The organism is Pseudothauera rhizosphaerae, from assembly GCF_004801305.1.
Lineage (GTDB): Bacteria > Pseudomonadota > Gammaproteobacteria > Burkholderiales > Rhodocyclaceae > Pseudothauera > Pseudothauera rhizosphaerae.
This window is the reverse complement of sequence record NZ_SSOD01000015.1, coordinates 13996-27168: the sequence shown is the minus strand read 5'-3', so window position 1 is coordinate 27168 and position 13173 is coordinate 13996. Positions and strand designations below refer to the sequence as shown.

Annotated in this window: 10 protein-coding genes; 6 read left to right on the top strand and 4 right to left on the bottom strand. The window is 68.6% G+C overall.

The annotated features are described in order from the left end of the window. The first annotated feature begins 42 nt into the window (after window positions 1-42). From E6O51_RS16640 to E6O51_RS16625, 4 genes are all read left to right on the top strand, one after another. On the top strand, window positions 43-2847 hold the full coding sequence (locus E6O51_RS16640) for a ribonucleoside-diphosphate reductase subunit alpha (RefSeq protein WP_136386133.1): 2805 nt from the start codon (window positions 43-45) through the stop codon (window positions 2845-2847). Further along, on the top strand, window positions 2844-3980 hold the full coding sequence (locus E6O51_RS16635; protein WP_136386132.1) for a ribonucleotide-diphosphate reductase subunit beta: 1137 nt from the start codon (window positions 2844-2846) through the stop codon (window positions 3978-3980). Before E6O51_RS16640 ends, E6O51_RS16635 begins: the two co-directional genes overlap by 4 nt. Before the next feature lie 380 nt (window positions 3981-4360). After that, the gene (locus E6O51_RS16630; RefSeq protein WP_136386131.1) at window positions 4361-4903 is read left to right on the top strand and encodes a flavodoxin; all 543 of its coding nucleotides are present in this window, start codon (window positions 4361-4363) and stop codon (window positions 4901-4903) included. 17 nt (window positions 4904-4920) lie between these two features. Continuing rightward, entirely contained in the window at window positions 4921-5205 is a 285-nt protein-coding gene (locus tag E6O51_RS16625; RefSeq protein WP_136386130.1) for a hypothetical protein, read from the top strand. A gap of 45 nt (window positions 5206-5250) precedes the next feature. Here E6O51_RS16625 and E6O51_RS16620 read toward each other — a convergent pair whose 3' ends face one another. The 3 genes from E6O51_RS16620 to moaC form a co-directional block, all read right to left on the bottom strand. Beyond that, the gene (locus E6O51_RS16620; RefSeq protein WP_136386129.1) at window positions 5251-7266 is read right to left on the bottom strand and encodes a TonB-dependent copper receptor; all 2016 of its coding nucleotides are present in this window, start codon (window positions 7264-7266) and stop codon (window positions 5251-5253) included. Between the two features lie 138 nt (window positions 7267-7404). Next, a complete protein-coding gene (locus E6O51_RS16615; RefSeq protein WP_211091441.1) occupies window positions 7405-7824 on the bottom strand; it encodes a DUF2946 family protein in 420 nt (139 codons plus the stop codon). Between the two features lie 63 nt (window positions 7825-7887). Continuing rightward, window positions 7888-8367, bottom strand: coding sequence for a cyclic pyranopterin monophosphate synthase MoaC (gene moaC, locus E6O51_RS16610; RefSeq protein WP_136386127.1), 480 nt, complete (start codon window positions 8365-8367; stop codon window positions 7888-7890). Window positions 8368-8470: 103 nt separating this feature from the next. Between moaC and E6O51_RS16605 the strand changes: the two genes are divergently transcribed. Both E6O51_RS16605 and E6O51_RS16600 read left to right on the top strand, forming a co-directional pair. After that, entirely contained in the window at window positions 8471-9901 is a 1431-nt protein-coding gene (locus tag E6O51_RS16605) for a beta-barrel assembly-enhancing protease (protein ID WP_136386126.1), read from the top strand. 75 nt (window positions 9902-9976) lie between these two features. Beyond that, window positions 9977-10207: a sulfurtransferase TusA family protein gene (locus E6O51_RS16600; RefSeq protein ID WP_136386125.1), complete on the top strand. Its 231-nt coding sequence runs from the start codon at window positions 9977-9979 to the stop codon at window positions 10205-10207. 81 nt (window positions 10208-10288) lie between these two features. Here the strand turns inward: E6O51_RS16600 and E6O51_RS16595 are convergent, their stop codons facing one another. Next, window positions 10289-13111, bottom strand: a complete 2823-nt coding sequence (locus tag E6O51_RS16595; RefSeq protein ID WP_136386124.1) for a valine--tRNA ligase — start codon at window positions 13109-13111, stop codon at window positions 10289-10291. Window positions 13112-13173: the final 62 nt, after the last annotated feature.

The window sequence follows — 13173 nt, the reverse complement described above, 5'->3', positions numbered from 1 at the left end:
GTCATGCCGGCATGCCGTTCCCGATGCTGCGGGAGAGCAAGCATGCAGGCAGTCGCAGGCGACACATCCACCCCATCCACCCTCCGGCACCCGATCCCGGCCCTGGCCGAACTGCAGTCCTTCGAGGTCATCCGCCGCAACGGCGCCGTGGTGCCCTTCAATGCCGAGAAGATCGCGCTGGCGATGACCAAGGCCTTTCTCGCCGTCGAAGGCGGGCAGGGCGGGGCCTCGGCGCGGGTGCGCGACCTGGTCGCACGCCTGACCGCCGTCGTGGTGCAGGCGTTCGCCCGCCGCCTGCCCGGTGGCGGCACGGTGCACATCGAGGACATCCAGGACCAGGTGGAACTCGCGCTGATGCGTTCCGGCGAGCACGACGTGGCGCGCGCCTACGTGCTGTACCGGGAGCGCCGCGCCGCCGAGCGCGCCGCCGTCCAGACCGCAGGCGAGGGGGAAACCGGCCCGCTGCTGCACGTCACCGACGGCGACCGCCGCGTTCCTCTCGACCGCGCCGCGCTGCTGGCGCGTTGCACGGAAGCCTGCGCGGGCCTCTCCGGCGTGTCGGCGGAAACCGTGCTGGAGCACGCGCTGCACAACCTGTACGACGGCGTGCCGGTGGACGCCGTGCGCCAGTCCCTGGTGCTGGCCGCCCGCACCCTGATCGAGCGCGAGCCGGACTACTCCCGCGTGGCCGCGCGCCTGCTGCTGGACATCCTGCGCGTGGAAGCGCTGGGCGCGGAACGCAGCCACGCGGACATGGCCGCCGGCTACGCCGAATGCTTCCCCGCGCTGATCGGCCGCGGCGTGGCGGCGGGCCTGCTGGACCCGCGCCTGGCGGAGTACGACCTGCCCCGCCTGGGCGCGGCGCTGAAGGCCGGGCGCGACCTGCAATTCGACTACCTGGGCCTGCAGACCCTGTACGACCGCTACTTCCTGCACGTGGACGGCCGCCGCATCGAACTGCCGCAGACCTTCTTCATGCGCGTGGCCATGGGCCTGGCCTTGAACGAGATCGACCGGGACGCGCGCGCCATCGAGTTCTACCACCTGCTGTCCTCCTTCGATTTCATGAGCAGCACGCCCACGCTGTTCAACAGCGGCACGCTGCACTCGCAACTGTCCTCCTGCTACCTGACCACGGTGGCCGACGACCTGGAAGGCATCTACCAGGCCATCAAGGAAAACGCCCTGCTGCAGAAGTTCGCCGGCGGGCTGGGCAACGACTGGACGCCGGTGCGCGCCCTGGGCAGCCTGATCCGCGGCACCAACGGCAAGAGCCAGGGGGTGATCCCCTTCCTCAAGGTGGTCAACGACACCGCGGTGGCGGTGAACCAGGGCGGCAAGCGCAAGGGCGCGGTGTGCGCCTACCTGGAGACCTGGCACCTGGACATCGAGGAATTCCTCGAACTGCGCAAGAACACCGGCGACGAGCGCCGCCGCACCCACGACATGAACACCGCCAACTGGATTCCGGACCTGTTCATGAAGCGGGTCATGGACAACGGGGAGTGGACGCTGTTCTCGCCGGTGGACGCGCCCGACCTGCACGACAAGTTCGGCGCGGACTTCGAGGCCGCCTACACGGCCTACGAAGACAGGGCCGCGCGGGGCGAACTCAAGCTGTTCAAGAAGATTCCCGCCCTGCAACTGTGGCGCAAGATGCTCACCATGCTGTTCGAGACCGGGCACCCGTGGATCACCTTCAAGGACGCCTGCAACCTGCGCTCGCCCCAGCAGCACGTCGGCGTCGTGCATGGCTCCAACCTGTGCACGGAGATCACCCTCAACACCTCCGCCGGGGAAACCGCGGTGTGCAACCTGGGCTCGGTGAACCTGCCCGCCCACCTGGTGCAGCGCGACGGCCGCTGGGTGCTGGACCACGACAAGCTCGCCCGCACCGTGCGCACCGCCATGCGCATGCTGGACAACGTCATCGACATCAACTACTACGCCACGCCCAAGGCGCGCGCCGCCAACCTGCGCCACCGCCCGGTGGGGCTGGGGCTGATGGGCTTCTCCGACTGCCTGCACCGCATGGGGCTGGCCTACGCCTCGGACGAGGCCGTGGCCTTCGCCGACGCCTCCGCCGAGGCCCTGTGCTGGCACGCCTACCTCGCCTCCACCGAACTGGCCGAGGAGCGCGGGCGCTATTCCAGCTACGATGGCAGCCTGTGGGCGCAGGGCATCCTGCCGCTGGATTCCCTGGACCTGCTGGAGCGCGCCCGCGGCGGCTTCGTGGAGGTGGACCGGGGCGCCGCGCTGGACTGGGAGCACTTGCGCGGCCGCATTGCCCGCCATGGCATGCGCAACTCCAACTGCGTGGCCATCGCGCCCACCGCCACCATCGCCAACATCGTCGGCGTGTCGGCTGCCATCGAGCCGGACTACCAGAACCTCTACGTCAAATCCAACCTGTCGGGCGAGTTCACCGTGGTGAACGAACACCTGGTGGCCGACCTGAAGGCGCTCGGCCTGTGGGACGAGGTGATGATCGCCGACCTGAAGTACTTCGACGGTTCCCTCGCCCCCATCGACCGCGTGCCGGACGAACTCAAGGCCCGCTACGCCACCGCCTTCGAGATCGACCCGGCGTGGCTGGTGGAGGCCGCTGCCCGGCGGCAGAAGTGGATCGACCAGGCCCAGTCGCTGAACCTGTACGTGGCCGCGCCCTCCGGCCGCAAGCTGGACGAGCTGTACCGCCTGGCCTGGCGGCGCGGGCTCAAGACCACCTACTACCTGCGCACCCTGGGCGCCACCGCGGTGGAGAAGGCCGGCGCGCCGGACGCCGCGCCCGTGGCGGAGGCAAAGTTCTGCTCCATCGACAACCCGGACTGCGAGGCCTGCCAATGAGCGCCATCTTCGACGACTGGGACACGCCGGCTCCGCCGCGCACGCCTGCCGCGCCCGCCCAGGACCGTACCCCCGCGAGTTCCGCCGCCGGCACCGCGGCAGCCCCCGACCGGCCGGCGCCCGCGGCCCTCGCCCCGGTGCGCGCGGCCGACAAGCGCATCGTCAACGGCAAGGCCGACATCAACCAGCTCGCCCCCTTCCGCTATCCGTGGGCGTGGGAGTTCTTCCTCAACGCCAACAAAAACCACTGGACGCCGCTGGAAATCTCCATGGCCCAGGACGTGCACGACTACCATCACAAGCTCAACGCGGCCGAGCGCCACGTGTTCGAGAACGTGCTGGCCTATCTCACCACCTCGGACATCCTCGCCATGCGCAACATCGGCCTGGCGGTGATGGAGAAGATGAGTGCGCCCGAGCTGCAGATCTACCAGGCCCGCCAGGTGTACGAGGAGGCGCTGCACACCTGGACCTACCAGCACTGCATCGAGAGCCTCGGCCTGGACCAGCAGGAGATCTACAACCGCTACCGGGTCGTGCCGGAGATCCACGGCAAGATCGCCCTCGCCAACCGCCGCCTGGAGCGCGTCATGCGTTCCGACTTCGACCTGGCGAACCGGGACAACCTGCACGAATTCGCGCTCTCCTACCTCTTCTTCGCCGGCATCTTCGAAGGCTGCTGGTTCTACAACGGCTTCACGCCCATCTTCGCGCTGCAGCGCCGCGGGCTGATGAAGGGCACCGCCGAGCAATTGCAGTACATCATGCGCGACGAGGTGCTGCACTGCGCCTTCGGCATCCGCGTGGTGCGCCAGTTGCTGCAGGAGGAAAACCTCGCCCTCGACCCGGTGCGCCTGCGCGAGCTGTGGGACGAAGCCGAGGCCGCGGAGGCCGCCTACGCCGGATTCGTCCTGCGCGAGCCCATCCTGGGCTACAGCGCGGCCCTGCACATGGACCAGTTCCGCTTCATCGCCAACCGCCGCGCCCGCCAGCTCGGCGTGGACGAGCCCTTCCCGGGCGCGCGCAACGTGCTGCCCTGGCTGGACGAGCAGGCCAACCTGCGCAAGGAGAAGAACTTCTTCGAGACCCGGGTCACCGAGTACCAGACCGGCGGCGCCCTGAGCTGGGATTGACGGTCCGGCAGGAACGGGCGACACCGTTCGCCCTGAGCTTGTCGAAGGGCGTTGGCCCAAAGCGGGCTTCGACAGGCTCAGCCCGAACGGTATTTGATTAATAACCCTTCCGGCCCCGGCGGCGTGGGCAGGCCTTGCAGCGTTTGCGCTTCTCGCAGCATTTCTTGCTCATCGTTTCATCCTCGACCGGGCGGGGCGGGCTCGCGCGTGCGGTCCATGATACGTAAACAGGAAGCATTCGCAAGATCGAAAAACCATCGCCATGCGTTGACTAGTTGAGAATAGATCGCAACAATTAACCACTCTGCTGTAATGGTCTATATTGGCAGGCGGGCGCCGACAGTGCGCCCCTTCGATCCCCAACTCGACAAGGAATGGCAATGGCTCGCATCGGCTTGTTTTTCGGCACCAACACCGGCAATACCCGCAAGATCGCCAAGCAGATCAAGAAACGCTTCGACGACGACACCGTGGCCGACCCGCTCAACGTGAACCGGGTCACGGCGGAGGACTTCGCCGCCTACGATTACCTCATCCTCGGCACGCCGACCCTGGGCGAAGGCCAGCTGCCCGGCCTGTCCTCGGACACCGAAGCGGAAAGCTGGGAGGAATTCCTGCCCAAGATCGAAGACGTGGATTTCAGCGGCAAGACCATCGCCCTGTTCGGCCTCGGCGACCAGGTCAGCTACGCGAACGAGTTCGTCGATGCGCTGATCTTCCTGTACGACTTCTTCTCCGACCGCGGCGCGAACATCGTCGGCGCGTGGCCGACCGATGGCTATGATTTCACCACCTCCCAGGCGGTCGTGGACGACAAGTTCGTCGGCCTCGCCCTGGATCTGGACAACCAGGCCGACCAGACCGAAGCACGGCTCAATGCGTGGCTGAAGCTGATCGCGCCGGACTTCGACCTGCCGCTCTGACGACCCGGGAGAGCAAGATGGCGATACGCAGGATTCCGCCGCTCACGGCATCGGGCCAGGCGCGCGAGATCGACGCCGAACTCGGGCGGACCATCGCCCGCACCCTGCACCTGCTGTCCCAGGCGGCGATGGTGGGGGTGTGCCGCGGACGCATGCGCAACCTGGTGCGCCATCTTGCCCAGTTGGCCGAACATCCGGCCGCGGGCAGCGAGGTGCGCGGCGGCGCCGAGACGCTGCTGCGCGCCTGGCGCGAGGCGCAGCAGGAGCACTTCGGCCCCGACGAGAACACGCCCAGACACTGAGCATCACGCCCGGCCGCCGGTATGCGCCGGCGGCCGGGCGGGCACTCAGTCGAGCGTGAGCGAAGCCTTCAGCCACAGGGTGCGGCCGGGCTCGTTGACCCTCACGTCGGTCTCGTAGCCGGGCACGTCGGCGCCGCTCTTCGACAGGTGCTCCGCGTAGCGCTTGTCGAACAGGTTGTCGATGCCGGCGATGAGCTGCACGCGCTTGCTGGCGCGATAGCCGCCATTGATGGAAAACACGCCGAAGCCGTCGCTCTTGCCGATGTCCAGGCCGGCGATGTTGCCCTTGCCCTCGTCCACGCGGTTCTGCGCCGCCACCAAACGCCACAGGGCGCCGGCCGACCAGGTGCCGTCGTCCCAGTTCAGCGCGAGGCGCGCTTCGAGCGGCGGTTGCTGGGCGAGGGGGGTGTCGTCGGTCCGGTTGCGGCCGTGTACCCAGGCGAGCGTGGCATCGGCCTGCCAGTTGTGCGCGAAGCGCCAGCCCAGGCCGGCTTCCAGGCCGTAGCTGCGCGCTTCCACGTTGCGCACCGAGGTGATGCCGCCGCCCTTGGTGACCTTGTCCACGAGGATGTAGTCGTCGATGTCGGCGTAGAAGGCGGACACGCTGCCCGACACGGCACCGGCCTCCCAGCTCACGCCCACGTCGAGCTGGGTGGTCTTCTCGGGCTTGGTCAGGAAAGCACTATTGGTGGTCTCGCTCTGCTTGTTCTGGGAGATCAGTTCCCAGTAGTCGGGGAAGCGTTCCACGTGGCCCAGGCCGGCATAGGCGGTGGCTGCGCCCTTGGCCAAGTCATGCTCCCAGCGTGCGAAGCCGCTCTCCAGCGTCTCGCTGCGGCGTTCTCCGGCGGTCACGATGGCGCCGCTGCGGTGGTCCTTCGCGCGCCAGCGGTCGGCGCGCAGCCCGCCGACGATGCGGTCCTGCTCGCCGAGCTGGTGCTGCAGTTCCGCGAACACGCCCTGATTGCGGAAGGTGGCGTCGGTGCGGCGCTTCGCGTCGTGGTAGGCGTCCCAGGCGTTGGCGCCCATGGCCGAGCGCGCGGTGTGGTCGTTGGACTGGGCATCGACGCCGACGGTCAGCAGCGTGGGGTCGGCCAGGCGCAGGTCGGCGGCCACGCGTCCGCCGCGGGTCAGGCGGTCCGGGTTGCTCACCATGCGCATGCCGGGCATGGCGGGACCGTCGCGCAGCGTGAAGTTGTCCATCACGTGGTCGATGTAGTTGCGGTAGACCTGCGCTTCCAGCTTCTCGACCACGGGCGACAGATTGCGCTTCTCGAAGCGCAGGCCGACGTTCTCGCGGTCGAACTCTGACCCGTCCATCATCCGGTCGGCGTAGGCGGCCTCGCCGTCGCTGCGGGCATAGGTCAGTTCCAGCACGGTGTCGTCGTCCGGCGTCCACCCCAGCGCCACGGTGCCGCTCCAGCGCTTGTAGGCGGAATGCACCTCGTTGCCGTCGCCGTCCTCGTAGTCGTCCGCGCGGGTGCGGGTGGCGGTGGCGCGCACGTAGAAATCCGGCGTGGCGTAGCGGCCGTCGCCCAGCAGGTCGAGGCGGCCGAAGCTGCCGGCGGTGAGGCTGGCGTGCGCCTCGCCGCCCGCCTCGGCGGCGCGCCGGCGGTCCCGTTCGAAGAGCACGGTACCGGCCGAGTTGCCGGGGCCGTGGGCGACGGTCTGCGGGCCCTTGAGCACGGTCATGCGGTCGTAGGAGTCCGGGAACACGTAGGCGGTGGGCGGGTCCATGCGGCCGCCGCAGCCGCCGAGGATGTTCTCGCCGTCGAGCAGGATGTTCAGGCGCGAGCCGGCCATGCCGCGGAACACGGGATCGCCGCTGGTGCCGCCCTTGCGGATCACCGAGAAGCCGGGAACGGTCTTGAGGATGTCGGCGCCGTCCAGGGCCGGGATGGGCTGGCGCGCGGCGCGCGGGTCGGTGACCACGGTGAGCGGTTCGCTCATGGGCGCGGCGGTGACCACCTGGGGTGCCAGGGTGGGTTCTTCCTCCGCCGCGGCGGGGAGGGCGAAGGGCAGGACGAACAGGGCCGCGGCAAGGCGGGTTTGACGATGTTGCATGAATGGAATTCCTGAGTGCGTGCGCAGGCGTTCCGCGGTCGGGCGGGGCTTGCGCAACGAATGGCTGGAGCGTTCCGCAGCGCGCAGGTGCGCGCGGCCCTGCCTAGGGCAGGCGGCGGAACGGATCGGAGGATGGACTCAGGAAAGGGCGGGCGGAGCGCGCGGTGGCGGGCGCAGCGCCAGGGCCGGCGCGGGGAGGGCGACGGCGGGAATCGGCTGCGGCAATGCGGCCGCAAACGGCTCGAAGGGGGCGAATGCGGGAGGCTGGGCGAGCGGAGCGGCCGACAGGGCGGCCGCGGCGCAGACCGCGCACTGCATGCCGCCGGCAAGCCGGGCGGCCGCGTCGTCGAGGGGCGGTTCGCCCGTCAGCGCGTCGAGGTCGACGTACTCGATGCCGGCAGGCGTACAGATCGCCTCCCAGGCCTGCGGGCCGGCGGCCAGCATGCGCGCCTGGTGCTGGGTGCTCGCGATGCCCAGCGCCAGTTGGGCGAGCACTGCGAACAGCGCCAGCCGCAAGGCCAGGCGCCAGGAGCGGGAAGAGCGCACGCTGGGGTTCATGACGGGGCGGAGTATATCAGGCCCCCGCCATGGCCTCCGTTGAGCCTGGTCAAATCGGGCGCGTCAGCCGGCGCGCCAGTGCCCCGACTTGCCGCCCAGTTTTTCCAGCAGGTGCACGGACTCCACCGTCATGCCGCGGTCGACCGCCTTGCACATGTCGTAGATGGTGAGCAGGGCCACGCTCGCGGCCGTCAGCGCCTCCATCTCCACGCCGGTGCGGCCCACGGTTTCCGTGGTGACGGTGCAGCCCACCGTGCTCGCGGCCGCGTCCAGTTCGAATTCCACCGCCACCCGGGTGAGGGCGATCGGATGGCACAGCGGAATCAGTTCCCCGGTGCGCTTGGCGGCCTGGATCGCGGCGATGCGCGCCACGCCGAGCACGTCGCCCTTCTTCGCGCTGCCGGACTGTACCATGGCGAAGGTTGCCGGCTGCATGCGGATGCGCCCCGTGGCCACGGCCACGCGGCGGGTTTCGGCCTTGGCGCCCACGTCCACCATGTGGGCCTGGCCGTCGGCGTCGAAGTGGGTCAGGGAGTCGCTCATCGGACGTATGGAGATGGGGAGGGGAGACGAGTCCGGGCACGCGTCTACATGTCGATACATGCCGTGCGGAACCCCGGCCGATCGGCCTGTATCATAGCACCCGATGATGCGCCGAACCCTTGCCCTCGTGCTCAGCTTCGCGCTGGCCTTTCCCGTTTCCGCGGTCGACCTGCCCGACCTCGGCGACGTGGCCGCGAGTGAATTGTCCCCGCTGACCGAACGGCGCATCGGCAGGAGCATCATGCAGGACATCCGCGCGCGCGATCCGGCCTGGCTCGACGATCCCGAGGTGGAAGACTACCTGGAAGGACTGGGCCGCCGGCTCGCCGCCGCCAGCCCCAATCCGCAGCAGAGCCTGGAGTTCTTCGCCATCCGCGACCGCACGCTCAACGCCTTCGCGCTGCCGGGGGGCTACATCGGCGTGCATACCGGGCTCATCCTCGCCGCGGAGAGCGAATCCGAACTCGCTTCCGTGCTCGGCCACGAAATCTCCCACGTCACCCAACGCCACATCGCCCAACTGGTCGGCAAGCAGAGCCAGGCCAGCATGGTGATGCTGGCCTCGGTACTGCTGGCCATCCTTGCCGCGCGCAGCAACTCGCAGGTCAGCGAGGCGGCGCTCGCGGCCGGCCAGGCCGGCGCGCTGCAGTCGCAGTTGGGCTATACCCGCGAGCTCGAACAGGAGGCCGACCGCGTCGGCCTGCAGACCCTGGAGCGCGCGGGTTTCGACGTGCGCGGCATGCCGAGCTTCTTCGAGCGCCTGCAGCGCGCGGGGCGGCTGTACGAGAACGACGCGCCCGACTATCTGCGCACTCACCCGCTGACGACCTCGCGTATCGCCGACATGGGCAACCGCGTCAGTCAGATGCGCTACCGTCAGGTGGTCGATTCGTCCGGTTTCCGCTTCGTGCGCGCCAAGTTGCGCGCGGCCAGCGGCATGCCGCTCGACACCCTGAAGGCGCTGGAGGTGCAGGCTGCCAATGATTCGGCCGATGCCGCCGCACGCTACGCGCTGGCACGCGCCCAACTGCGGGCCGGCAAGGTGGAGGAGGCGCGCCGCGGCGCGCAGGCGCTGCTTGCCGAAGAGACGTCGCCCTTCGTCGCCACGCTGGCGGCCGAGGCGGAACTGGCCGCGCGCCAGCCGGCGGCGGCGATCGGCATCCTGCGCAAGGCGCACACGGCCCATCCGTCCAGCCGCAGCCTGCGCTATGCGTTGGCCGACGCGCTGCTGGCCGGCGAGCAGGCCGACGAGGCCGCGGCGCTGGCGCGCGAGGGACTGCAGTCGCGCAGCGAGGATCTGCGCCTGTGGCAGACGCTGGCGCGCGCCAATGCGGCGCTGGGCAAACGGGCCGCGCAGCATCGCGCCCAGGCCGAGGTCTACACGCTGCAGGGCGCGCTGCCCGCAGCCATCGAGCAACTGGAAATCGGCCGCCGCGCCGGCGATGCGGATTTCTACGAACTCTCCGCGATGGACGCGCGGCTCCGCGAACTGAAAGCGCTGCACGACGAGGAGCGGCGCCAGCGTCAGCAGTGAGCACGCCGCTTCCTGCACGCGGCACGAGCCATTAGAATCGGGCGATTCGCTGATCCACAGCAAGGACGAGGACCGATGGAATTCGACAAGGAAGTAGACGCCCGCGGGCTCAACTGCCCCCTCCCGATTCTGCGCGCCAAGAAGGCGCTGGCCGAGATGCTGCCGGGCCAGATCCTGCGGGTGCTCGCCACCGATCCGGGCTCGGTCAAGGACTTCCAGGCCTTCGCCAAACAGACCGGCAACGACCTGGCGCGCCAGGGCGAAACCGAGGACAAGGCCTTCGAGTTTTACCTCAAGCGCAAGTAAGTCGTTTCCGCGCCGTCGATGCGGCGGCAGAAAAACACAGGCCACCCGCGGGTGGCCTGTTCGCTTTGGGGGATGCGCCGATCAGCGGCCGGCCAGTTTCGCCAGTTGCGGGCGCAGGGTTTCCAGCGTGGAGCGGAAGCCCGCCAGGCGCTCGCGCTCCTGGGCCACGACCGCGGCCGGAGCACGCTCGACGAAGCTGGCGTTGCCGAGCTTGCCTTCGGCCTTGGCGATCTCGCCTTCCAGGCGGGCGATTTCCTTGCCCAGGCGTTCCCGCTCGGCGGCCAGGTCGATCTCCACCTTGAGCATCAGCCGGGTTTCGCCCACCACCGCCACCGGTGCCAGGGCGTCGGCCGGGATGTCGGGCACCAGCTCGACGTCGGCCAGCTTGGCCAGCCCGGCGAGGTAGGGCACGAAGGGCCGCAGCGCGGCGGCATCGCCCGCGGCCACCAGCGGCAGGCGCTGGGCGGGGGAGATGCCCATTTCGCCGCGCAGGTTGCGGCAGGCGTAGACGAGCTGCTTCAGTTCGGCCACCTTGCCCTCGGCGGCGGCGTTGAGGCGGCCCGGATCGGCCTGCGGGTAGCGCACCAGCATGATGCTGTCGGCCTCCTTGTGGCCGGCCAGCGGGGCCACGGTCTGCCACAGCTCCTCGGTGATGAAGGGGATCAGCGGGTGGGCCAGGCGCAGCACGGTTTCCAGCACGCGGATCAGCGTGCGGCGGGTGGCCCGCTGGACCGCTTCGTCGCCGCCCTGGATCTGCACCTTGGCCAGTTCCAGGTACCAGTCGCAGTACTCGTCCCAGACGAACTCGTAGATGGCCTTGGCGGCGAGGTCGAAGCGGTAGGCGTCGAACTGTTCGGCCACCTCGGCTTCGGCCCGTTGCAGGCGGGAAACGATCCAGTGGTCGGCGAAGGAGAAGCTCAGGGGGGCGCTGCCGCCGCAGGCGGGGCCGGTGGCGGCGAGGCCCGTGTCGTGGCCTTCCACGTTCATCAGCACGAAGCGGGTGGCGTTCCACAGCTTGTTGCAGAAGTTGCGGTAGCCCTCGCAGCGGGCGAGGTCGAACTTGATGTCGCGGCCCGGGCTGGCGAGGCTGGCGAAGGTGAAGCGCAGCGCGTCGGTGCCGAAGGCGGGGATGCCTTCGGGGAATTCCTTGCGCGTCTTCTTCTCGATGCTCTGCGCCTGCTTGGGGTTCATCAGGCCGAAGGTGCGCTTCTTGACCAGGTCTTCGATGCCGATGCCGTCAATGAGGTCGATGGGGTCGAGCACGTTGCCTTTGGACTTGCTCATCTTCTGGCCTTCCGCGTCGCGGATGAGGCCGTGCACATAGACGTGCTTGAAGGGGATCTTCCCGGTGATGTGCTTGGTCATCATCACCATGCGCGCGACCCAGAAGAAGATGATGTCGAAGCCGGTGACGAGCACGGTGGAGGGCAGGTAGAGGTCGAGCGCGGGGTTGCTCTGCGCGGGCCACTCCGGCGTCCAGTCCAGCGTGGAGAAGGGCCACAGCGCGGAGGAATACCAGGTATCGAGCACGTCCTCGTCGCGGTCCAGTTGGCCCGCGTAGCCCGCTTCGTCCGCCAGCGCGCGGGCTTCCTGTTCGCTGCGGGCGACGAAAACCTCGCCATTGACGCCGTACCAGGCGGGAATCTGGTGACCCCACCAGAGCTGGCGGGAGATGCACCAGTCCTGGATGTTGTTGAGCCACTGGTTGTAGGTGTTCACCCAGTTTTCCGGGTAGAACCTGATCTCGCCCGAGGCCACCACGTCCAGCGCCTTTTGGGTGATGCTCTTGCCGTCCGCGCCGGGCTTGCTCATGGCGACGAACCACTGGTCGGTGAGCATGGGTTCGATGACCACGCCGGTGCGGTCGCCGCGCGGCACCTTGAGCTTGTGCTTGTCGACCTTGGCCAGTATTCCCTCAGCTTCGAGGTCGGCGACGACGGCCTTGCGTGCGTCGAAGCGGTCGAGGCCGCGATATTTTTCGGGCGCGTGCTCGTTGATCGAGCCGGTGAGCGTGAGGATGGAGATCACCGGCAGACCGTGGCGCTGGCCCACGGCGTAGTCGTTGAAGTCGTGCGCCGGCGTGACCTTGACGACGCCGGTGCCGAATTCCCGGTCCACGTATTCATCGGCGATAACCGGAATCTCGCGCCCGGTGAGGGGGAGTTTCACCGTCTTGCCGATCAGCTGGGCGTAGCGTTCGTCTTCCGGATGCACCATCACGGCGGTGTCGCCGAGCATGGTTTCCGGCCGCGTCGTGGCCACCGTGAGCGAACCGGACCCATCGGCCAGCGGATAGGCGATGTGCCACATGAAGCCGTCTTCTTCTTCCTGCACCACTTCCAGGTCAGACACCGCCGTGTGCAGCACCGGGTCCCAGTTCACCAGGCGCTTGCCGCGGTAGATCAGGCCTTCGTTGTAGAGACGGACGAAGGTTTCGGTGACGGTCTTCGACAGCCCCTCGTCCATGGTGAAGCGTTCGCGCTTCCAGTCCGGGCTGGTGCCCAGCCGCCGCATCTGGCGGGTGATGGTGCCGCCGGAGTATTCCTTCCACTCCCACACTTTTTCGAGGAACTTCTTGCGGCCGAGGTCGTGGCGGGAGATGCCCTGGGCGTCGAGCTGGCGTTCGACGACGATCTGCGTGGCGATGCCGGCGTGGTCCGTGCCCGGCTGCCACAGGGTGTTGTCACCCTTCATGCGGTGGTAGCGGGTGAGCGCGTCCATGATGGTCTGGTTGAAGCCGTGCCCCATGTGCAGCGTGCCGGTGACGTTGGGCGGCGGCAGCAGGATGCAGAAGGCGTTGGGGTTCGACTTGTCGAGGCCGGCGTCGAAGTAGCCGCGGGATTCCCATTCCGGGTACCAGCGGCGCTCGATGTCGGCGGGCTCGAAGCTTTTGGCCAGTTCCATGGTGTTCCAGAGCGCGTTGAGGCAAAGCGCGGATTATAGCGGATGCGCCCGCTCCGCCCGGT